Annotated in this window: 16 protein-coding genes; 11 read left to right on the top strand and 5 right to left on the bottom strand. The window is 59.4% G+C overall.

Features of this window, described 5'->3' with window-relative positions; all coding sequences use genetic code 11:
• Positions 1-236 precede the first annotated feature (236 nt).
• From glpD to KBP52_RS24525, 8 genes are all read left to right on the top strand, one after another.
• Complete coding sequence (gene glpD / locus KBP52_RS24560) at positions 237-1778, top strand: glycerol-3-phosphate dehydrogenase (protein ID WP_212621149.1); 1542 nt, start codon at positions 237-239, stop codon at positions 1776-1778.
• Positions 1779-2298: 520 nt separating this feature from the next.
• Complete coding sequence (locus tag KBP52_RS24555; RefSeq protein WP_077574373.1) at positions 2299-3225, top strand: glutamate/aspartate ABC transporter substrate-binding protein; 927 nt, start codon at positions 2299-2301, stop codon at positions 3223-3225.
• A 192-nt stretch (positions 3226-3417) separates the two neighbouring features.
• Positions 3418-4164, top strand: a complete 747-nt coding sequence (locus tag KBP52_RS24550) for an amino acid ABC transporter permease (RefSeq protein WP_016986630.1) — start codon at positions 3418-3420, stop codon at positions 4162-4164.
• Positions 4164-4835, top strand: coding sequence for an ABC transporter permease subunit (locus KBP52_RS24545; protein ID WP_003227756.1), 672 nt, complete (start codon positions 4164-4166; stop codon positions 4833-4835). Before KBP52_RS24550 ends, KBP52_RS24545 begins: the two co-directional genes overlap by 1 nt.
• The gene (locus KBP52_RS24540) at positions 4832-5566 is read left to right on the top strand and encodes an amino acid ABC transporter ATP-binding protein (RefSeq protein ID WP_007963947.1); all 735 of its coding nucleotides are present in this window, start codon (positions 4832-4834) and stop codon (positions 5564-5566) included. The genes KBP52_RS24545 and KBP52_RS24540 overlap by 4 nt, the downstream gene beginning before the upstream one ends.
• Before the next feature lie 170 nt (positions 5567-5736).
• Positions 5737-7638, top strand: coding sequence for an ATP-binding protein (locus tag KBP52_RS24535; protein ID WP_212621148.1), 1902 nt, complete (start codon positions 5737-5739; stop codon positions 7636-7638).
• Entirely contained in the window at positions 7635-8963 is a 1329-nt protein-coding gene (locus tag KBP52_RS24530; protein WP_077574375.1) for a sigma-54 dependent transcriptional regulator, read from the top strand. Before KBP52_RS24535 ends, KBP52_RS24530 begins: the two co-directional genes overlap by 4 nt.
• A gap of 11 nt (positions 8964-8974) precedes the next feature.
• Entirely contained in the window at positions 8975-9313 is a 339-nt protein-coding gene (locus KBP52_RS24525; RefSeq protein ID WP_212621147.1) for a GlpM family protein, read from the top strand.
• A 1241-nt stretch (positions 9314-10554) separates the two neighbouring features.
• On the opposite strand, the gene KBP52_RS24520 is transcribed toward KBP52_RS24525, so the two are convergent.
• Both KBP52_RS24520 and KBP52_RS24515 read right to left on the bottom strand, forming a co-directional pair.
• Entirely contained in the window at positions 10555-11220 is a 666-nt protein-coding gene (locus KBP52_RS24520) for a DsbA family oxidoreductase (protein ID WP_137219178.1), read from the bottom strand.
• A gap of 178 nt (positions 11221-11398) precedes the next feature.
• Positions 11399-12433: an alpha/beta hydrolase gene (locus KBP52_RS24515; protein WP_212621146.1), complete on the bottom strand. Its 1035-nt coding sequence runs from the start codon at positions 12431-12433 to the stop codon at positions 11399-11401.
• 216 nt (positions 12434-12649) lie between these two features.
• Here KBP52_RS24515 and KBP52_RS24510 point away from each other — a divergent pair, with 216 nt between their 5' ends.
• From KBP52_RS24510 to metR, 3 genes are all read left to right on the top strand, one after another.
• Entirely contained in the window at positions 12650-18202 is a 5553-nt protein-coding gene (locus KBP52_RS24510; RefSeq protein WP_212621145.1) for a DUF6543 domain-containing protein, read from the top strand.
• A 127-nt stretch (positions 18203-18329) separates the two neighbouring features.
• Positions 18330-18842, top strand: coding sequence for a hypothetical protein (locus tag KBP52_RS24505; protein ID WP_212621144.1), 513 nt, complete (start codon positions 18330-18332; stop codon positions 18840-18842).
• A 142-nt stretch (positions 18843-18984) separates the two neighbouring features.
• Positions 18985-19902 (top strand): transcriptional regulator MetR, encoded by a 918-nt coding sequence (gene metR / locus KBP52_RS24500; protein WP_212621143.1) that lies wholly within the window; start codon positions 18985-18987, stop codon positions 19900-19902.
• 125 nt (positions 19903-20027) lie between these two features.
• Here metR and KBP52_RS24495 read toward each other — a convergent pair whose 3' ends face one another.
• From KBP52_RS24495 to KBP52_RS24485, 3 genes are read right to left on the bottom strand one after another with little or no spacing between them, the layout of a single operon-like run.
• On the bottom strand, positions 20028-20525 hold the full coding sequence (locus tag KBP52_RS24495; RefSeq protein ID WP_077574381.1) for a GNAT family N-acetyltransferase: 498 nt from the start codon (positions 20523-20525) through the stop codon (positions 20028-20030).
• A 2-nt stretch (positions 20526-20527) separates the two neighbouring features.
• Positions 20528-21166, bottom strand: coding sequence for a LysE family translocator (locus KBP52_RS24490; protein WP_034153531.1), 639 nt, complete (start codon positions 21164-21166; stop codon positions 20528-20530).
• Positions 21167-21189: 23 nt separating this feature from the next.
• Positions 21190-21609 carry an NUDIX domain-containing protein gene (locus tag KBP52_RS24485; RefSeq protein ID WP_077574382.1) on the bottom strand — a complete coding sequence of 140 codons (420 nt, stop codon included), beginning with the start codon at positions 21607-21609 and terminating at the stop codon, positions 21190-21192.
• Positions 21610-21617 lie beyond the last annotated feature (8 nt).

Genomic DNA, 21617 nt, shown 5'->3' with positions numbered 1-21617 from the left:
CTGTGGGAGCGAGCCTGCTCCGGGCGGCGATCCGACGAAAACAATCGATCAAACAACACGTCTTCTGCGCCCTTGCGCGCATTTAATGTTCGAAAATTTTCTTTTAGCCGCCCTTCGATGAGTTTTTTCAATCGAATGCGACTGGCTGCGCGCGTCTTTATGGGCTACCATTTTCGCAAATGAACATTCATGTTCGATTTCCAATATAGAAAATCAAAAGAACCCGAGGCCAGCCGATGTCCACCTCTACCTTGCGTACGCCCCCAATCTCCGAGATCTACGACATCGCCGTTATCGGCGGCGGGATCAATGGCGTGGGGATCGCAGCGGATGCCGCCGGTCGCGGGCTTTCGGTGTTCCTTTGTGAAAAAGACGATCTGGCCAGCCACACCTCGTCGGCCAGCAGCAAGCTGATCCACGGCGGCCTGCGCTACCTCGAACATTACGAATTCCGTCTGGTGCGTGAAGCGCTGGCCGAACGCGAAGTGCTGCTGGCCAAGGCGCCGCACATCGTCAAGCCGATGCGCTTCGTGTTGCCACACCGTCCGCACCTGCGCCCGGCATGGATGATCCGGGCCGGCCTGTTCCTGTATGACAATCTCGGCAAGCGCGAAAAACTGCCAGGTTCGAAAAGCCTGAAGTTCGGCGCCGACAGCGCACTGAAAAGCGAAATCAAGAAAGGCTTCGAATACTCCGACTGCTGGGTCGACGACGCCCGCCTCGTGGTTCTGAACGCCATGGCCGCCCGCGAAAAGGGCGCCCATGTGCACACCCAGACTCGCTGCGTCAGCGCCCGTCGCGCCAAAGGCCTGTGGCACCTGAATCTGGAACGTGCCGACGGCAGCCTGTTTTCGATCACCGCCAAAGCGCTGGTGAACGCCGCCGGCCCGTGGGTCGCCAAGTTCATTCGTGATGACTTGAAGATGGAATCGCCGTACGGCATCCGTCTGATTCAAGGCAGCCACATCATCGTGCCGAAACTGTACGAAGGCGATCACGCGCACATTCTGCAAAACGAAGATCAGCGCATCGTTTTCACCATTCCGTACCTGAACAACCACTTCACCCTGATCGGCACCACCGACCGTGAATACACCGGTGATCCGGCGAAAGTGGCGATTACCGATGCCGAAACCGATTACCTGCTGAAAGTGGTCAACGCGCACTTCAAGCAGCAGATCAGCCGCGACGACATCCAGCACAGCTACTCGGGCGTACGCCCACTGTGCAACGACGAATCCGACAACCCGTCGGCCGTCACCCGCGATTACACTCTGGCCTTGTCGGCTAGCGGCGAAGAAGCGCCACTGCTGTCGGTATTCGGCGGCAAGCTGACCACCTACCGCAAACTCGCCGAGTCGGCGATGGCGCAGTTGCTGCCGTTCTTCACCCAGATGCGCCCGAGCTGGACAGCCACCGCTACCCTGCCCGGCGGCGAAGACATGACCACCCCGCAGGCCTTGTGCGCGCAGATTCGCGACAAATTCGACTTCGTGCCGACCGAGATCGCTCGTCGCTGGTCCACCACCTACGGCAGCCGCACCTGGCGCATGCTTGAAGGCGTGGAAACCCTGGCCGACATGGGCGAACACCTCGGCGGCGGGCTCTACACTCGCGAAGTGGATTACCTGTGCAGCGAAGAGTGGGCGACTACGGCGCATGACATTCTGTGGCGTCGTAGCAAGCTGGGCCTTTTCACTACCCCGGCAGAGCAAGAGAAGCTTGCGGCGTATCTGGGTAAGGTCGAACAGAACCGTAGCAAGATCGAAGCGGCGTGATGTGAACATCGCTTAAACGAAAGCCCCTGAATTGAGAGATTCAGGGGCTTCTTGTTTTGTGGGTTCTGTTGAACCTGATTGTGTCAGTTAGAGCTTTCCCCCTCACCCCAGCCCTCTCCCCCAGGGGGTAGAGGGGGAAGGGAGCCGATCGAGGTGCTCTGTAAAGCCTGAGTTCGACTCGGTATCTCAAGTCGGTGCATCTCACCCAGTCGCCGCGTTCAGTCCCCTCTCCCTCTAGGAGAGGGCTAGGGTGAGGGGCTGTTGCTCGTTCGGTTTTCCGAACGCGACTTCCCGGTCGATTCGGTAAACCGGATCAGTTACGCCAAAACAAACCATCACAAAACTTTAATAACGTTATAAATCATCAACTTAAGTACACGCCGCTGGTCTGGCACGAGTCATGCTCTACACTCTCTCGACGAATGCTTGTTGTGCCAACACTTCAGGAGCCGTCAGGCATTCGAAGCACAAAAGGGCCGACGAACTGGCTCCATAAAAAAAACAATTCGAGGAAAATTTGATGCGCATCGTTCCCCATATCCTGGGCGCAGCCATTGCGGCCGCTCTGATCAGCACGCCAGTTTTCGCCGCCGAACTCACCGGCACCCTGAAGAAGATCAACGATTCGGGCACCATTACGCTCGCTCACCGCGACAGCTCCATTCCGTTTTCCTACATCGCGGATGCTTCCGGCAAACCCGTGGGCTACTCCCACGACATTCAAGTGGCCATCGTTGAAGCCCTGAAAAAAGACCTGAACAAGCCAGACCTGCAGGTCAAGTACAACCTGGTCACCTCGCAAACCCGTATCCCGCTGATCCAGAACGGCACCGCGGATATCGAGTGCGGCTCCACCACCAACAACGCCGAACGCGCCCAGCAAGTCGACTTTACCGTCAACATCTTCGAAATCGGCACCCGTCTGCTGGTCAAGAAAGACAAGGATGGCAAGCCGTCCTACGCTGACTTTGCCGACCTGAAAGGCAAAAACGTCGTGACCACCGCTGGCACCACGTCCGAGCGCATCATCAAAGCGATGAACGCCGACAAGCAGATGGGCATGAACATCATCTCCGCCAAAGACCACGGTGAATCCTTCAACATGCTGGAAAGCGGCCGCGCCGTTGCCTTCATGATGGACGACGCGCTGCTGGCCGGCGAAGAAGCCAAGGCCAAGAAACCGGCTGACTGGATCATCACCGGCACGCCACAGTCCTTCGAAGCCTACGCGTGCATGGTTCGTAAAGACGACCCGGCCTTCAAGAAAGCGGTCGATGACGCCATCGTCGCCCTGTACAAGTCTGGCGAGATCAACAAGATCTACAGCAAGTGGTTCGAAAGCCCGGTTCCACCAAAAGGCCTGAACCTGAACTTCCCGATGAGCGACAAGGTAAAAGATCTGATCGCCAACCCGAGCGACAAGCCGGCGCCTGACGTAAAAATCTGATTCCTGACTAACCTTATTGCCTGAGGGGGCCACTCTCCTCAGGCGTCTGTTACTACCTGCGGGCTGTACTGTGGAACACTCGACCTGGCGGTTTTCGAGCCGATCGCGTGTGCCTGACGTTCAACGTCAGGCGGGAAAGGATCTTCCCCAAGCGGGTGCTTGTACATCGATCGATCTCGAGGGGAGACCCTAATGAATTACAACTGGGACTGGGGCGTGTTCTTCAAGTCCACCGGCGTCGGCAGCGAGACTTATCTCGACTGGTACGTCACCGGTTTGGGCTGGACCATTGCCATCGCCATCGTGGCGTGGATCATCGCCTTGCTGCTGGGCTCCATTCTGGGCGTCATGCGCACGGTGCCAAACCGCATCGTATCGGGCATTGCCACCTGCTACGTCGAGCTGTTCCGTAACGTGCCGCTGCTGGTTCAGCTGTTCATCTGGTACTTCCTGGTACCCGACCTGCTGCCGCAAAACCTGCAGGACTGGTACAAACAGGACCTCAACCCGACCACCTCGGCTTACCTGAGCGTTGTCGTCTGTCTGGGTCTGTTTACCGCTGCCCGTGTCTGCGAACAAGTGCGTACCGGTATCCAGGCGCTGCCACGCGGCCAGGAATCCGCCGCCCGCGCCATGGGTTTCAAGCTGCCGCAGATCTACTGGAACGTGCTGCTGCCCCAGGCCTACCGGATCATCATTCCACCGCTCACCTCGGAATTCCTCAACGTCTTCAAGAACTCCTCCGTGGCGTCCTTGATCGGCCTGATGGAACTGCTGGCGCAAACCAAACAGACCGCTGAGTTCTCGGCCAACCTGTTTGAAGCCTTCACCCTGGCCACGCTGATCTACTTCACCCTGAACATGAGCCTGATGTTGCTGATGCGCATGGTCGAGAAGAAAGTCGCCGTGCCCGGCCTGATCTCCGTGGGGGGTAAATAATGGACTTCGATTTCAGCGGCATCATCCCCGCTATCCCGGGCCTGTGGAACGGCATGGTCATGACCTTGCAGTTGATGGTCATGGGTGTGGTCGGCGGCATCGTGCTGGGGACGATCCTGGCGCTGATGCGCCTGTCGTCGAGCAAATTGCTGTCCCGCGTGGCCGGCGCTTATGTGAACTACTTCCGTTCGATTCCGCTGCTGTTGGTGATCACCTGGTTCTACCTGGCGGTGCCGTTCGTGCTGCGCTGGATCACCGGTGAAGACACGCCGATCGGTGCGTTCACCTCCTGCGTCGTGGCCTTCATGATGTTCGAAGCCGCGTACTTCTGCGAAATCGTCCGGGCCGGTGTGCAGTCGATCCCCAAAGGCCAGATGGCCGCCGCGCAGGCGATGGGCATGACCTATGGCCAGACCATGCGTCTGATCATCCTGCCCCAGGCGTTCCGCAAGATGACGCCGTTGCTGCTGCAACAGTCGATCATCCTGTTCCAGGACACCTCGCTGGTCTACACCGTGGGCCTGGTGGACTTCCTCAACTCCGCCCGCTCCAGCGGCGACATCATCGGTCGTTCCAACGAGTTCCTGATCTTCGCCGGTGTCGTCTACTTCATCATCAGCTTTTCCGCCTCGCTGCTGGTCAAGCGTCTGCAAAAAAGGTTTGCCGTATGATCTCTATCAAGAACATCAACAAGTGGTATGGCGACTTCCAGGTGCTGACTGATTGCAGCACCGAGGTCAAAAAAGGCGAAGTGATCGTGGTCTGCGGCCCGTCGGGTTCCGGCAAATCGACCCTGATCAAATGCGTCAACGCGCTGGAACCGTTCCAGAAAGGCGACATCGTCGTCGACGGCACGTCGATTGCCGACTCGAAGACCAACCTGCCGAAACTGCGTTCGCGCGTCGGCATGGTGTTCCAGCATTTCGAGCTGTTCCCGCACCTGACCATCACCGAAAACCTGACCATCGCGCAGATCAAGGTGCTGGGCCGGAGCAAGGAAGAGGCGACCAAGAAAGGTCTGCAACTGCTCGAGCGCGTCGGTCTGTCGGCGCACGCCCACAAGCACCCGGGGCAACTGTCCGGTGGTCAGCAACAGCGTGTGGCGATTGCCCGTGCGCTGGCGATGGACCCGATCGTCATGCTGTTCGACGAACCGACTTCGGCGCTCGACCCGGAGATGGTTAACGAAGTGCTCGACGTGATGGTGCAACTGGCCCACGAAGGCATGACCATGATGTGCGTAACCCACGAAATGGGCTTCGCCCGTAAAGTGGCTGATCGGGTGATTTTCATGGACGCCGGCAAGATCATCGAGGACTGTCCGAAAGAGGAATTCTTCGGCGACATCAGTGCCCGCTCGGAACGCGCGCAGCACTTCCTCGAGAAAATCCTGCAGCACTAAAACCGAGTACTTGCGCCATCACATTGATCCCTGTGGGAGCGAGCTTGCTCGCGAAAGCGGACTGACATTCAACATTGATGTTGGCTGATCCGACCTCTTCGCGAGCAAGCTCGCTCCCACAGGGACAGCGGTGAGCCTGCAAGTGTGGTGGTTGACCCAAGGCAACTGTGATGAAATGCGACCCCAATCTCTATCGCGCCGCGCCGCCATCACTTGCCGTGAAGCCTCGTCTGATTCGTCATTTGTTCCTGCCGCCACTGATCATCGCCCTGATGATCGGGTTGGGTTTTATCGGCTTCTGGACCAGTGAGCATTTCGGCATTCGCAGCCTCGGCGAAAATGGTCAGCGCCAGCTCGAACTGCACGCCCGCGCGGTCGAAAGCGAGATCAGCAAATACACCTACCTGCCCAGCCTGCTGGAACTCGAAACCAGTGTGTCGCAGCTGCTGGCCGACCCGACCCCGGAGCACCGGCAAAAGGTCAACGATTACCTTGAAGGCCTGAACCGGCGCAGCCGCAGTCGGGCCATCTACGTCATGGACACCACCGGCCGCGTCATGGCCACCAGCAACTGGCGCGATGTCGACAGTTACCTCGGTGAAGACCTGTCCTTCCGCGCTTACTTCCAGAAAGCCATCCGTGGCGAACCCGGGCGTTTCTACGGCATCGGCAGCACCAACGGCGAACCCGGTTACTACCTCGCTCATGGCCTCGAAGAGCACGGCAAGATCATTGGCGTCGCCGTGGTCAAAGTGCGCCTGGAAGCCATGGAAGAACGCTGGCAACGCGCGCGTCTGGAAGCGTTCGTCAGCGATGAAAACGGCATCATCATTCTCTCCAGCGATCCGGCCCGGCGCCTGAAAGCAGTGATTCCGCTGAGTGAAGCCACCAAGGAAAAACTCGCCCGCAGCCTGCAGTACTACTGGTTCCCGCTCAACGAGCTGCAACCTCTGGCGCGCGAAACCTTGTCCGAGGGCGTAGAAAAACTCACCTTCCCGGCCAACAGCGAAGTGCAGTCCGGCGAGGACGACATCAGCTATCTGGCGCAAACCCGACCGCTGAGCGACACGCCGTGGAATTTCACCCTGCTCACGCCTTTGCAGGACCTGCGCCGCGAAGCGATCAACCAAGGCATTCTCGTCGCCGTCGCGTTCGCGCTGGTGGCCTTCCTGCTGATCGCCTGGAACGAGCGGCGCAAGGTCATCGCCACCCGCCTCGCCGCCCGCGAAGCCTTGCAGGAAGCCAACAATCAGCTGGAGCGTCGGATTACCGAACGCACCACCGACCTGCGCGCCAGCAACGAACGGCTGAAGAGCCAGATCCGCGAACGCCGCCAGGCCGAAGAGACCCTGCGGCGTGCGCAGGATGAGCTGGTGCAGGCCGGCAAGCTCGCCGCCATTGGCCAGATGTCGACCAGCATTGCTCATGAATTGAACCAGCCGCTGGCGGCGATGCGCACGCTGTCGGGCAACACCGTACGCTTCCTCGAACGTGGTCAGCTCGACGTTGCCAGCACCAACCTGAAAACCATCAACGACCTGATCGACCGCATGGGCCGGATCACCGCCAGCCTGCGCTCGTTCGCCCGGCGCGGTGACAACAAGGGTCAGGCCAGCCTCGGCAAAGCGGTCGATGCCGCCTTGCAAGTGCTGGGCGCCCGGGTGGAAACCTCGGCGCTGAACGTGCATCGTCAGTTCATCGACGTGCAAGTGCAGATCGACCAGACCCGCCTCGAACAGATTCTGGTCAACCTGATCGGCAACGCCCTCGACGCCATGCAGGCGCAGCCCCAGCCCGAACTGTGGCTGGAGGGCGAAGAGTTCAACGCCAAGTATCGCCTGCGCGTACGCGACAACGGCCACGGCATCGACGCCGAAGCGCGCAAGCATCTGTTCGAGCCGTTCTTCACCACCAAGCCCGGCGAACAAGGCCTGGGCCTTGGTTTGACCCTTTCCGCCAGCCTCGCCGCTGCCACCGGCGGGCATCTGGGTGTCGAACACCCGGCCAGCGGCGGCTCCACCTTCGTCCTCAGTTTACCGTTGGTAAGCCCTACTCCTGCCGAGCCAATATGAACCACGACCTTAGTGTGCTGATCGTCGAAGACGACCCCCATGTGCTGCTCGGCTGCCAACAGGCGCTGACCCTGGAAGACATTCCCTGCGTCGGCGTTGGGAGTGCCGAGGAAGCGCTGGAGCGTGTCGGCGACAATTTTGCCGGCATCGTCATCAGCGACATTCGCCTGCCGGGCATTGATGGCCTGGAACTGCTGACCCGCCTCAAGCAGCGCGATCGCAGCCTGCCGGTGGTGTTGATCACCGGCCACGGCGACATTTCCATGGCTGTCGGCGCGATGCAGAAAGGCGCCTACGACTTCATGGAAAAACCGTTCTCGCCGGAGCGTCTGGTGGATGTCGCGCGACGGGCGCTGGAGCAACGCAGTCTGGCTCGCGAAGTGTCATCGCTGCGTCGGCAACTGGCCGAGCGTGATTCCCTCGAGGGGCGGATCATCGGCCGCTCGCCGGCGATGCAGAACCTGCGCGAACTGATCGCCAACGTCGCCGACACTTCGGCCAACGTGTTGATCGAAGGCGAAACCGGCACCGGTAAAGAACTGGTCGCCCGTTGCCTGCACGATTTCAGTCGCCGCCACAGCAAACAATTTGTCGCTCTGAACTGCGGCGGCCTGCCGGAGAACCTCTTCGAAAGCGAAATTTTCGGCCACGAAGCCAACGCGTTTACGGGCGCCGGCAAACGCCGGATCGGCAAGATCGAACACGCCGACGGCGGCACATTGTTCCTCGACGAAGTGGAAAGCATGCCACTGCCGTTGCAGATCAAATTGCTGCGTGTGTTGCAGGAACGTACCCTCGAACGCCTCGGCTCGAACCAGAGCGTGGCGGTGGATTGCCGGGTGATCGCGGCGACCAAGTCCGACCTCGACGAGTCGAGCAAGGCCGGGGAGTTCCGCAGCGACTTGTACTACCGCCTCAACGTGGTGACGCTGGAACTGCCGCCACTGCGCGAGCGCCGTGAAGACATTTTGCAACTGTTCGAGCACTTCACCCAGCAGTCGGCGCTGCGCTTTGATCGCGCGCTGCCGGAGCTGGATAACCAGACCCTGTCGAACCTGATGAGCCACGACTGGCCGGGCAACGTGCGCGAACTGCGCAACGTCGCCGAACGCTTCGCCCTCGGTCTGCCGGCGTTCAAGAAGTCGGGGGCCAACAGTGGCGGACAAGGGCTGGCGTTCGCCGAAGCGGTGGAAGCGTTCGAACGCAACCTGCTCAGCGATGCCCTGCAACGCAGTGGCGGCAACCTGACTCAGGCCAGCCTGGAACTGGGCATGGCCAAGACCACGCTGTTCGACAAAGTGAAAAAGTACGGTCTGAGCCATTAAGCGAGAACGATGTGGATCTGTTTTTCAAAGCCCTGTTGGGCGCCGCGGTAGTTCTGATCCTCGCGGCGCTGTCGAAAACCAAAAACTACTACATCGCCGGATTGGTGCCGCTGTTTCCGACGTTTGCGCTGATTGCGCATTACATCGTTGGCAACGGGCGTTCGATTGAGGATTTGAAGACCACGATCGTGTTCGGCATGTGGTCGATCATTCCGTACTTCGTCTATCTGGCGACGTTGTATGTGATGGTTGATCGATTGCGGTTGGAGGCTTCGTTGGCGGTGGCGGCGGTGGTCTGGTTGATGGCCGCCACAGTGCTGGTCAGCGTTTGGGTGCGCATCCACAGCTAAGATCAAAATCCACCCTCACCCCAGCCCTCTCCCAGAGGGAGAGGGGGCCGACCGAGGTGTCTTGCGTCTGACATCGACCTGAAAGATCCAGTCGATTATAGATTCGCTACAACACGTTCACGTCGGCGTATCACGCCAGCATCCCCCCGATCAGCCCCCTTTCCCTCTGAGAGAGGGGCCGACCGAGGTGTCGCTCAAATGACATCACCCGAAAAACCGAGTCGATTATGGATTCAGCGAAGCACGCTCAGGTCGGCGTATCACTCCAGCATCCCCCAATCAGTCCCCTCTCCCTCTGAGAGAGGGGCCGACCGAGGTGTCGTTCAAGTGACATCACCCGAAAAACCGAGTCGATTATGGATTCAGCGAAGCACGTTCAGGTCGGCGTATCACTCCAGCATCCCCCAGTCAGTCCCCTCTCCCCCTGAGAGAGGGGCCGACCGAGGTGTCGTTCAAGTGACATCGACCTGAAAAACCGAGTCGATTATGGATTCAGCGAAGCACGCTCAGGTCGGCGTATCACTCCAGCATCCCCCAGTCAGTCCCCTCTCCCCCTGAGAGAGGGGGCCGACCGAGGTGTCGTTCAAGATACATCGACCTGAAAAACCGAGTCGATTATGGATTCAGCAAAAGCACGCTCAGGTCGGCGTATCACTCCAGCATCCCCCAATCAGTCCCCTCTCCCCCTGAGAGAGGGGCCGACCGAGGTGTCGTTCAAGTGACATCGACCTGAAAAACCGAGTCGATTATGGATTCAGCGAAGCACGCTCAGGTCGGCGTATCACTCCAGCATCCCCCAATCAGTCCCCTCTCCCTCTGAGAGAGGGGCCGACCGAGGTGTCGTTCAAGTGACATCACCCGAAAAACCGAGTCGATTATGGATTCAGCGAAGCACGTTCAGGTCGGCGTATCACTCCAGCATCCCCCAGTCAGTCCCCTCTCCCCCTGAGAGAGGGGCCGACCGAGGTGTCGTTCAAGTGACATCGACCTGAAAAACCGAGTCGATTATGGATTCAGCGAAGCACGCTCAGGTCGGCGTATCACTCCAGCATCCCCCAGTCAGTCCCCTCTCCCCCTGAGAGAGGGGGCCGACCGAGGTGTCGTTCAAGTGACATCGACCTGAAAAACCGAGTCGATTATGGATTCAGCAAAAGCACGCTCAGGTCGGCGTATCACTCCAGCATCCCCCGATCAGTCCCCTCTCCCTCTGGGAGAGGGTTAGGGTGAGGGGCTTTTGCTCTTTAGTTGACGATGCCACCCTTGGACTCGGCCATGATCTGCCGAATCGCTCCGACAAACGTCTCCACCGGCTGCCCGCCCGTCACCGCGTATTGCCCGTTGAACACCACGGTCGGCACCGAACTCACCCCGCGCTGCAGCCACAACTGCTCTTCTTCACGCACCTCATCGGCAAACTCGTCCGACGCCAGAACAGCCTCGGCCCGCTGGCGATCCAGCCCGACACTTTCCGCAATCTGCACAAGCTGCCGAGGATCCGACGGATTGCCTCCATCACTGAAGTACGCCTTGAACAGCGCCTCTTTCAACGGCAATTGCAAACCTTCAAGCCCGGCCCAGTGCAGCAAGCGATGCGCATCAAAAGTGTTGTAAATGCGGCTGTTGCCGTCGGTGCGAAAGGCAAACCCGAGTTCTGCACCACGAGCGCGGATCGCTTCGCGGTTCTTCTGCGACTGCTCCGGGGTTGAACCGTATTTTTCTTGAATATGCTCGGCGATGTTCTGCCCATCGGCGCCCATTTTCGGATTCAGTTCGAACGGCTGGAAATGGATCTCGGCCTGCACTTCGTTGCGCAAGATCTCCAGCGCCTGTAACAAACCACGCAAACCGACGACGCACCACGGGCAGGAGACGTCGCTGACAAAATCGATTTTCAAAGCGGAACTCATCACACACCTCGCGAGGGGAAATCTTGCGGGAAAGTTTGCACGATACACCGGGGCAGCGTTTTGTGGTGACCGTAACGGCCCCTTCGCGAGCAGGCTCGCTCCCACCCTTGGAGGGCGTTCCCCTGTGGGAGCGAGCCTGCTCGCGAAGAGGCCCGCTCAGACAACACAAATACCTCGGTTACAGCAGATTCCCGCCCACCACCGGCTCAATCTGCGCCCAATGCGAGGTGTCTTCACGATGCGCCTGCAAATACGGCAGCACCGCCGCCAGCAATGGCTCCTTGAACGCCTCTTGAAAGCGATGCGCCAGCCCCGGAATCAGCTTCAACTGACTGCCACGAATATGCGCCGCCAGATGCACGCCGTGCATCACCGGCAGCAACGGGTCCGCCGTGCCATGCACCACCAGCGTCGGCACCCGCAACTGATTGAGCAACGCCACCCGACTCGGCTCGGCGAGGATCGCCATGATCTGCCGTTTCACGCCTTCGGGGTTGAACGCCCGGTCATACGACGCGGCTGCCTGCTGCAGCAACACCTGCCGATCATCGGTGACCGAAGGGCTACCCAGCGCCGCCAGTAAATCCGCCTGTTGCTCCAGTGCCACCTGACGATTCGGTGCACCGCGTCGCGAGAGAAGTTGCACCAGCGCCGCACTCGGTGCCGGCAAGCCTTCGGCGCCAGACGTGGTCATGATCAACGTCAGGCTTTCGACCCGCTGTGGCGCCATCGCCGCCATGTGCTGGGCGATCATCCCGCCCATGCTCGCGCCCAGTACATGGAATTGCTCAACGTGCAAAGCGTCCATCAAACCCAGCGCGTCGTCCGCCATATCGGTCAGGCTGTACGGCGCCGCCACTGGCAAACCGAGCTTGTAACGCAGCACTTCGAAGGTCAGGTTGGCTTCAACCGGCGCCTGACGCCAGGTCGACAAGCCGACATCGCGGTTGTCGTAGCGAATCACCCGAAAGCCCTGCTGACACAACGCGACGACCACTTCGTCCGGCCAGTGGATCAACTGCCCGCCCAGGCCCATCACCAGCAGCAACGCCGGGTCCGACGCCCGACCAATGCTCTGATAAGCAATGCTGACTTGTTGCAGATCAGCGTGCTCGGTCGGCACGTTGACATCACAACGCGCTGCCGCCATCGACGGCGCACTGAACAAAAGCGCGGCCAACATGGCCGCGACGGATAAAAACACCTTGTGCATGAAAAACACCGAAACGCAGAACCCCAGTAGAGCGCGAGTCTGATGAAGTTTGTACAAGCGCGCTGCCACAGTTCGATGACAGTTTGATGAAGAGTGCCGAGCGGTCACGCGGGGTTGTTGCAAAGAATATCTATGTACCGCCATCGCCTTGCGCGATTTGTCTTGAATGACCCGTTCCGGAACGGATGAGCCGTTCCCCTTGCGAGTCATGCCACCATGCCCGATCGCCTTAATCTGGATGAAGCCAGCGCCCCCTCACCATTGCCCACGGTAGCCGGGCACCTGCCGAAAGTGACCGATGACAGCCTGTTGCAGCAGGCCAGCCACCGCTGGCGCGCCAGCAGCGAAAGCTTGCGCCAATTGTTTGCCGGCAGCCCGGCCCTGCGCGACACGATCAATGAGTTACTGCGACAACAACTGCAACTGGACGGCGAAACCACGCACTTGCACTTTGCTGCCACTGATGAGCACCCCGAACATATCGTCAGCCTTACCGATACGTGTGCCTTTGTCGCTCAACAACCGACGCTGGAAACCGATCTGGATCAGCGTTGCCACCTCACCGGCATCAGCACAAATCATGCGTTGTACGCGTTGAAACCCCTGCAACTCCTGGAAAAGCTCAAATCGCTCGATCCCGCGAAGAGCCACGCCACACGCTGGAGAAACTTCTGGGAAGCGCGCGCGCCGCGCACACCGGTGTCACGCAGCAGCCGTGCCACGCAGCTTTACCGTGCGCATTTCGAAGCCACCGCGCACACGGCGTTCGCCAACCAGACCATTAGCGCTGCTCAACTCAAAACGCTGCAACAGGTCATCGATTCGGGTGCCGGTGCACTGACCCTTGATGGCCAACCCATCCACACGCAAAAGCCGGCGCTGGTGCTGAGCAATCACAGTAAAGTGAAACTTCCGGGGGCGTGGGTGATCAGCCTGGGTGATTTGGCCACGGCCGCGCCGCTGCTGTATCTGCCCGGCAGCGCCGTGTCGATCCAGGCCTTCAAGAGCCGCGCCGAGCTGCAAGCCTGGCTGACCAGCCATGTGCAAATTCCCACCGATCTGCCCAAGGACATCCTGCGCTTTGACTACAGCGCAGCGCTCGACCCGATGGTCACCGGGGCGAGCGATCTGTTCGCCGACCGACACCATGCGCAGCTCGATGCCTTGAGCAATACCAACAAAGACAAAACCGGGATCAGGGAGCACGGCGCGCGATCCCTGGTGCATGTCGACCTGATCGATCATCAGCGCAGCAACGCGATCATTGTGGCGGCACCGACAACTCCAACCACGCCTGCCAGCGACGACGAGCTCGATGAAAAGCCGCTGTTCGGCAGCCTGTCGGCCGCTATTCCACTGGCCGTGCGCCAGGCCGCGCTCAAACGCGAGCGCGTTGCACTCGAGCGTTTGCAGGACAACGACGGTGACGGTTCTCGTTACCGCCAATGCAAGGAGGCCCTCAAAGCACTGGAGACCGCCGAACAAGCCGGTGAGCGCGCCGCCACATCGCTGCTTTACCGCGAAAATCTTGATTTGAGCGCCTTCAATACAGCGCTCGCTGCGCTCCGTCAGGCGCACAAGGACGGCTTGCATGCCGAAGCCAGACTGCAAGCAGCGCTGGGACAACTCGACAGCGCTGAACACGATCTGCTCAAAGCCGTGCTGAACACCCCCATCGCGGCCGAACGTGACATTGACTTCACGGCGGCCAGCCTGACCTTGTCGATGAGCGAAAGAAAAGACGGGGTCACTTCCACGCAGAGCGAAACGCTCAAGGGCGTGCTGGTGATCGCACCTCAGGCCGCACTCTCGGACAGCACCTCAAGCGCCAGCCTGATGCTCTACTGGCCGGGCACTGGTGGTGGTCTGCAACGATTTGCCGACCGTCGCACACTGGCGCGCGAGGTGTTCAAGATTCAGGATCAGGACAGCGAACTGGCCCTGCAACTGAGCACCCTGACCGCTGACCCGCTGCATCACTGCCTCAATGAACTGATCGCCGACTTCGAAGCGCAAGCCACCCGCCTGCGCGGCAAACCCGAGCAGGCTGACGCTCTGGAAACGCTGCGCCAGGCCTGTCTTGCCGCTGTGCAGGTGCCGGTTCACGCCGCCCGAAGCCTGGCCTTCGCTCACCTGCTGGAGCAGGAACGCAGCGGCACTCTCGCCGGCCATCTGCCAGGCTGGCTGATCAAACTCAAGGAGAGCGAGCGTAGCGGGCTTAAACAGAACATCGAGGCGTACATCGCGGCGATGCGTGAAAGCCACGCCCTCATGACTCTTGCGCTGGAACCCCGTGACGACTTCACTCGCCGCCACCTGCATGCCCGACTGCGCAAGGATTTTTCTCTTGAAGGGCACTTTTCCGTACAAGTCGAACTGCCTGATTCGACCAAAACCGAAAAGGTCCCCGAGTCCGGCCCCGGCGGCACGCGGACATCCACCGTCATTGTGCCGAGCAAAACCCGCAGCAAAATGTCACTGGAGGACCTCGCCCAGCTCAATATCGACAACGTGCATTCAGTGCTCAATGACCCGCTGTCGAAGCGCCTGATATTCCTGCGCCTGGAGGTCACTGCAACGCTGAAAAGGGATCGCACTCGTCTGCTCAACGGCATCAACCTGACCTACCTGCGCAGAGTCCTGCCGGAACTGGACCTGCCTAAAGCCTATGAGCAAAAGATCCACGACGCGTTCAGGGGCGCCGCCAGCGAGTCGGAATTTGTCAAACAACACCGCCGGGAAAGCCTGATAGAACCCTGGCGCCTGATGCTGAAAATCCAAAGCGAAAATGCGCGCCTGCAAAAGCACCTCAACGCTGATGAGTCCGCGCTGCTGAACATCGCCATTGATGCCAACACCGCGCAAGCGTGGCAAGCCAACGGCAAGCGCATTGTTCTGTTGCCGGTGTCGCTGAAAGTCGGCGGCAAGGACACACTTGGCGAAGGACCGGTGACCCTGTCTGGTATCAGCTTCATCGAAGAACAGATCAGCGGCGTCACCCTGTTGTACCTGCCAGACAGCCACGACGAGCAGTTTTTCCGCCGCTACGACAATCTTGAAGCGGCGCGCAAAGGGCTATTCAGGTTGTGCGCAAATGACAAGTGGATCGAGTACCTGGCGAACAGAGCGTTGCATGGCAACGTCAGGGCGCATGTCAGCCGAATCGGCCACGCCGTGGAAAAAAATTTCGATGGCATTATCGAAGTCGGCGTGCGCTGGCCGGTAACTACTTCATTCGCTGCGCACCTGCTCGATGCACATATGGGGCGCTTGATCGAAGCCCATCGCGGCACGTCGCGCTCCAACGATGAGCTGTTCTTCGAGCGCTACACCCTGAAAGGCCCGCGCGCTTTCAATTACATAAAAATGGCCTTGGGGATGGTGCCTTTTGTTGGCAGCGTGCTAGCGCTTTACCAGGCCTGGACCGCTGCCAATCAGGCCACAGCAGCGTTTTTGCGTGGTGATGTGGCGGACGGTCTGGCGGAAATCGAGTCCATGTTGCTGTCGTTGATCGATGCGTTCATGGATCTGCTCCCGGGCGAAGCAGTGGCCTCGACCCTCTCGCGCACGACACGTGCATTGACACAGGCTCGGCAGCTTCACGCGGTGCTCGGCAACGTGGCAGCGCTGCACGGCAAGTCGCAGCGTCAGGCCAGGCATGTGCTGACGCGCTTCAAGGATTACGAATATGAAAAGCCGATCTCTCTGGCCGGCACAGAGCCTTCCAGCCACGGCCTCTACCGTGGTATCTACCGGCATGCCGACGGCGATTTCATCGAACGTCAGGGTCGCCTGTACCAGGTTGAGCTGAGCAAGGACTCGCGCCAGTGGCGCCTGTCAGGCAACTCGCGAAAAACCTACAAGCAGCCGATCGCCCTGGATGAAAGCGGGCATTGGGACACCTGGTTCGGCGTTTACGGGACCGCCCTTGAAGGCGGCGTGGTGGGTGGCGGCAATGTGGGCGGGCGCATGCTCGATACACTCGACCCTTACTGGCCGCCGGTGATTCGGCAACGCTTGCCCCGCTGGCTGGTGGATCGAAACTTCCGTCGTCACCATCAACTGACCGCCGCCGCTGACGACTTGGCCGATCAATTGCAACGCAGGGGGAGAAAAAGCGACGAGGTGCTCAATGTCTACCGCGAAGCTTCGGAAGTGGAGCGCGTGGCCATGTGGCCAACGGTCGAAGCCGCTTGCGTTGGCGATATCCAGGTAGCCAGACAGCGGTATGAGGTGTTGACCGAGCTGACTGCGCTGACCCAGGGCAGAAAACGCAGGGCTGTCGCCGAAATGCAAAGCAAGGCCGCCTGGCTGTTGACTGATCGTTATCGGCGCCGCGCCATTCACCTGTCGCATAACATTATCGGGATGACACGAGCAGTCAAACGATTGAGGCAGCTACACAATGCGCTGCCAGCTGATGCTGTGGCACAACGCTTGAAACACATTGAAGACATACACAGGTTTCGTGTCGAGATCGTGAACAAGCTCGAACAATTGGGGGAACTCAGGGACCACGTCAATCACTGGTATGAACGCATACTTGCCAAAGACCGACCGAAAATTTCGGCGCTGGTCGATAACACCAACACCCGCCACAGTGAACCCGTCTTGCTGTACCTGAAAACCTCCCAACGCTTGGAAATCGTCAAAAGAACCGGCAGTCCCGACGATGCATCGTGGCGCTACTTTGCAACGGTGGCGGAACCCCTTCGCAACAAGATCGATGAGCGCCTGTACCGCCAGTACGACCTGCCGAACATTCAGAGCACTACCGCCGAACGTACCCGCATGCTTCAGGAAACCATCGACACTTGCGTCGAGTTTCGTCGCGAGATGGCCGTCTGGACCGCCAGCTATCCGCAATTCTTCCATCTCGACGTGGTCGAGCCCTTGCTGGAAGGCATCGATCGCTTGGCTGATCGAGCGCGTGCCGCTATCAACAAGCCACCCGAACCCAAGATTGCAGGGAAACCTCTGCAGCGCGTATTCATCACTGAGGACAACCAATTACGCCATGGCGTGGAGCAATGGGACAACGTGACCAATACCCGTCGATATAAATGCACCGGGGCTGGAGGCCATGAGGAAATCTATGTACAAGGCGCTGATGGCAAATTACGGCTGACCAACCCGCAACCCGCAGCCACCCGCCCGCCCGCGTGGTTGAATCAGGCCACCCTGGTCACCGAGGCACAACTGCGTCTGGATGACGTAGGAAATTACCGCGCCAAGGTTCAGAGAAACGCCAACAAGGGCATGCTCCCCATCGATCTGGAACACATGATGAAAGGTCGGGCGAGTGAACTCATCACGCGCGCCGACGCCATCACTGGCAAGTCTGCCCAGCACCCGATCATCCAGCGACTGCGCGATCAGGCAAGCGAACTACTCATCGAAGGTCGTACCCTCCGCACCGAACGCTCGTTGACCAGTCAAAAGCCTACCGACGGCATGCTGGATGACCTCATCGATCAGCAAGCGGTGGAGATCCGCAAAACTCGTCCGATCCAGCAACTGGCTAACCATCATGGCCAAGCCAACTACCTGCAGGAATATGAGGTCTGGAATCTCACGCAGGAGCCTGCGCAACTGCTCTGGTACGTGCATTTCCATTACCGCTCGGCCACCCGGCCTTTGCGCAAGTTCGAAAGGGCCCACCTGAAACTCCCCCAGCATCGCATGCTGACTCACGCTGACGAGCCGACCTTGCTCGACTCCAGAATCACCGAACAGTCGATTGTCCTGAGGCATTTCGAAGGGGTGTGAATGCGTACTTCATAACCGCCCGTCGCTACTGTCAGATCTGACAGTAGCGCGACCTTGCGTTTACGCAGCCAATGGTTCGACGACGGAACTCATGGTGAAGCGTCGATACGATTACGGGATGGCAGACATGAATAAAAATCTTCTGCAAAACGGCGACTTCGGCACTGGCAAGTTTGCGCCTTGGGAGGTTCATGCATTCCAAGGCAAGGCCAGCGTCGTTCAGCATAACCTCGGCTATCAAGCGAAGGTGCTGCCTGGTGTAGATAACGGCGTCGTACTGTTGAATCGATTCGACGCCCCGCCCGGGGCCTTTACCGTGCAGATCGATGCATCCGCGCCTGAGGCCAAATACCATCAGGATCCGCCGAACATCGACACGCACCCGATTCTGTTTTTTATCATCTCGGGCTATGGAGCGGACGGCAGAACGATCCAGTACGACGTCGGTAGCTGGTGGCTGAAACCTGCGCAAATGCCTTTCGAATACTCCGGCGTCATGTTGCCAGATGTAGTGAGCGCCCAACTGCAAGTGTCCTTTCCCTCTGATCCTCTTAAGGTCAAGGGGTCGCTCTACATCGATAACGTCAGCTATATGCTCGACCCGCCAGGGCAGATTCATAAAACGCGCTGGAGTCAGTGATCGGCAGCCCCCACTCAGAAACTGCGCAGCGGGTAGGTGACACTCTGCGGGCAAAAGATTTCGTAATCATCGACAGCCCGCCAAACATGAGACAAACTCAACCTTTTAGTGTTTATCACAAGTTTTCCTCATGGAGCCATCAGTGCTTGAAATCCGTCACCTGAAAACCCTGCATGCCCTGCGCGAAGCCGACAGTCTGGTGGACGCCGCTGACCGTTTGCACCTGACGCAATCGGCGCTGTCCCACCAGTTCAAGGAGCTTGAGGAACGTCTGGGCATGGCGTTGTTCGTGCGCAAGACCAAACCGGTGCGGTTCACCAGCGCCGGTTTGCGCCTGCTGCAACTGGCGGACGCGACCCTGCCGCTGTTGCGCGCCGCCGAGCGCGATATCGGTCGTCTGGCCGGTGGCACCGCCGGGCGTTTGCACATGGCCATCGAATGCCACAGTTGTTTCCAGTGGCTGATGCCGACCATCGACCAGTTCCGCGATGCCTGGCCGGAAGTCGAACTCGACCTCGCCTCGGGGTTCGCCTTCGCACCGCTGCCGGCGCTGGCCCGTGGCGATCTGGATCTGGTGGTGACGTCTGATCCACTGGAAATCGCTGGCATCACCTATGTGCCGCTGTTCACTTATGAAGCCATGCTGGCCTTGGCCAATCAGCACGCATTGGCGAGCAAACCGTACATCGTCCCCGAAGACTTGCTCACGGAAACGCTGATCACCTACCCGGTGGAACGCGATCGCCTCGATATCTTCACGCGCTTCTTGGAACCGGCCGATATCGAGCCGGCACAGGTGCGCACTTCAGAGCTGACGGTGATGATGATGCAACTGGTCGCCAGCGGCCGTGGCGTCTGCGGCATGCCGCACTGGGCGCTGCACGAGTACAGCTCGCGCGGTTACGTGAAAGGTAAACGGCTGGGGGAAAAAGGCTTGTTCGCGACGTTGTACGCGGCGATTCGTACCGACATGCTCGATGCACCGTACATGCGCGATTTTCTGCTGACGGCGAAAGACACGTCGTTCTCGACGCTGGATGGTGTCAGCGCCGTGCGCTGAGTCAAGTACAGCGCGAACTCTGTGGGAGCGAGCCTGCTCGCGAATGCAATCGGTCAGTTGCCAACGTTGCTGACTGACACATCGCTTTCGCGAGCAGGCTCGCTCCCACAGGGATCAGTGTGAAATCAGATCTCGCGCCACATGTGGATCTTGTCGAAGTAGTCTTCACCCACCCGCACCGCTAATGGTTCGAGGCCGAACTGGATGAAGCCGCAGCGCTGATAGAGGTTGAACGCGGCGTCATTGCCGGCGGTGACGGTGAGCTGGAGCAGTTTCAGCGCCGGATGGTTTTGCGCTTCGGCAATGGCCGCCTGCACCAGTTCATGGCCCAGGCCATGCTGGCGAAAATCCGCCGACACGTACATGCCGAACAACGTGGCCTTGTGACGAGCCTTTTCGCGCGGTTCAAAGGCCAGGCCGACGATGCCGGCCAACGTGCCGGCTTCAAACGCGCCAAGCACCACGTCGAGCTTGCTGGTCAGGCGCCCTTCCCACCAGCTCAATGGCATCACCGCGCGTTCGCGCACGCTTGAGGTGAAGGCCTGCGGATGACGGTCATAGGCTTCGAGCATCAGTTCGCGGTAAGCCAGGGCATGGCTGGCGTCCAGCTGTTCGATCCACATGTTCACGCCGTCCTGCGCTGCTCAAACATCAGGCGCACGGCCAGACCAGCCAAAACGAAGCCCATGAAATAACGCTGCAGCGCCAGCCATGTCGGGTTGCGCACAAACCACGAAGCAATGCCGGCCGCGAACAGCGCGATCAGCAAATTCACGCAGAAACTGACGCTGATCTGGGTCAGGCCGAGAATGATGCTTTGGGTGAACACCGAGCCGTGTTCAGGGGTGATGAATTGCGGAAATACCGAAAGGTAGAACACCGCTATTTTCGGGTTCAGTGCGCTGGTCAGAAAGCCCATGGTGATCAACTTGCGCGACGAGTCCGCCGGCAATTGTTGCGCTTCGAACGGCGAGCGCGCCCCGGGTTTCAGCGCTTGCCAGGCCAGCCACAGCAAATACAGCGCACCGGCCCACTTCAGCACTTCATAGGCCATCGGCACCGCGAGGAACACGGCGGTCAAACCTGCCGCTGCCGCAAACAGATGCACAAAGAACCCCGCCACCACGCCCAGCAACGAGGTCACCCCGGCCTTGCGTCCCTGACAGATCGAACGCGAGATCAGGTAGATCATGTTCGGCCCCGGCGTCAGCACCATCAGCAAGGCGGCAGCGGCGAAGATCAGCAAGTCTTGAAGCGGGATCATGGCAAAGTCCTTTGCGTGGATGATCAGGCAATTGCGCTCAGCGAGTTGCGATAAAACGGCAGGATCAGGTCGCGTGTCAATGGCGCCAGATCGACTGCTGGATCAGTGGCCGGATCGACCCAGATCACTTCTTCGATTTCCGCTGCCGGCATGACCTCAGTGTCGATCGTCAGTTGAAAGATTTCGGCTTGTACAACGCATCCCGGCTCGTTGGCGGCAGGGGCGGAAAACTGCCCGATAAACGTCGCCTGCGCCGAGTCGATCTGCAAGCCCAATTCCTCCTCCAGCTCACGCGCCAGTGCATGCACCGGCAACTCGTGCGCCTCGATCTTGCCGCCCGGTTGCATGAACGCCGTGGTACCGCGCTTGCGTACCAGCAGGGTCTGCCCTTGAGTGTTGAGCAACAATGCGGCGGCAATACGAATCGTGGAAGCAGTCGACATACGAAAAA

This window comes from Pseudomonas sp. SCA2728.1_7 (genome assembly GCF_018138145.1).
Lineage (GTDB): Bacteria > Pseudomonadota > Gammaproteobacteria > Pseudomonadales > Pseudomonadaceae > Aquipseudomonas > Aquipseudomonas koreensis_A.
Note: the sequence above shows the minus strand (reverse complement) of the source record. Positions and strands in the feature narration are given on the sequence as shown.

Bases quoted from the DNA above. Each gene is read 5' to 3' on its own strand.
- KBP52_RS24545 (WP_003227756.1), top strand. From the start codon at position 4,164: ATGGACTTCGATTTCAGCGGCATCATCCCCGCTATCCCGGGCCTGTGG.
- KBP52_RS24495 (WP_077574381.1), bottom strand. From the start codon at position 20,525: ATGTGGATCGAACAGCTGGACGCCAGCCATGCCCTGGCTTACCGCGAA.
- glpD (WP_212621149.1), top strand. From the start codon at position 237: ATGTCCACCTCTACCTTGCGTACGCCCCCAATCTCCGAGATCTACGAC.
- KBP52_RS24535 (WP_212621148.1), top strand. From the start codon at position 5,737: ATGAAATGCGACCCCAATCTCTATCGCGCCGCGCCGCCATCACTTGCC.
- KBP52_RS24490 (WP_034153531.1), bottom strand. From the start codon at position 21,166: ATGATCCCGCTTCAAGACTTGCTGATCTTCGCCGCTGCCGCCTTGCTG.
- KBP52_RS24515 (WP_212621146.1), bottom strand. From the start codon at position 12,433: ATGCACAAGGTGTTTTTATCCGTCGCGGCCATGTTGGCCGCGCTTTTG.
- KBP52_RS24555 (WP_077574373.1), top strand. From the start codon at position 2,299: ATGCGCATCGTTCCCCATATCCTGGGCGCAGCCATTGCGGCCGCTCTG.
- KBP52_RS24550 (WP_016986630.1), top strand. From the start codon at position 3,418: ATGAATTACAACTGGGACTGGGGCGTGTTCTTCAAGTCCACCGGCGTC.
- KBP52_RS24505 (WP_212621144.1), top strand. From the start codon at position 18,330: ATGAATAAAAATCTTCTGCAAAACGGCGACTTCGGCACTGGCAAGTTT.
- KBP52_RS24530 (WP_077574375.1), top strand. From the start codon at position 7,635: ATGAACCACGACCTTAGTGTGCTGATCGTCGAAGACGACCCCCATGTG.
- KBP52_RS24520 (WP_137219178.1), bottom strand. From the start codon at position 11,220: ATGAGTTCCGCTTTGAAAATCGATTTTGTCAGCGACGTCTCCTGCCCG.
- KBP52_RS24540 (WP_007963947.1), top strand. From the start codon at position 4,832: ATGATCTCTATCAAGAACATCAACAAGTGGTATGGCGACTTCCAGGTG.
- KBP52_RS24510 (WP_212621145.1), top strand. From the start codon at position 12,650: ATGCCCGATCGCCTTAATCTGGATGAAGCCAGCGCCCCCTCACCATTG.
- KBP52_RS24485 (WP_077574382.1), bottom strand. From the start codon at position 21,609: ATGTCGACTGCTTCCACGATTCGTATTGCCGCCGCATTGTTGCTCAAC.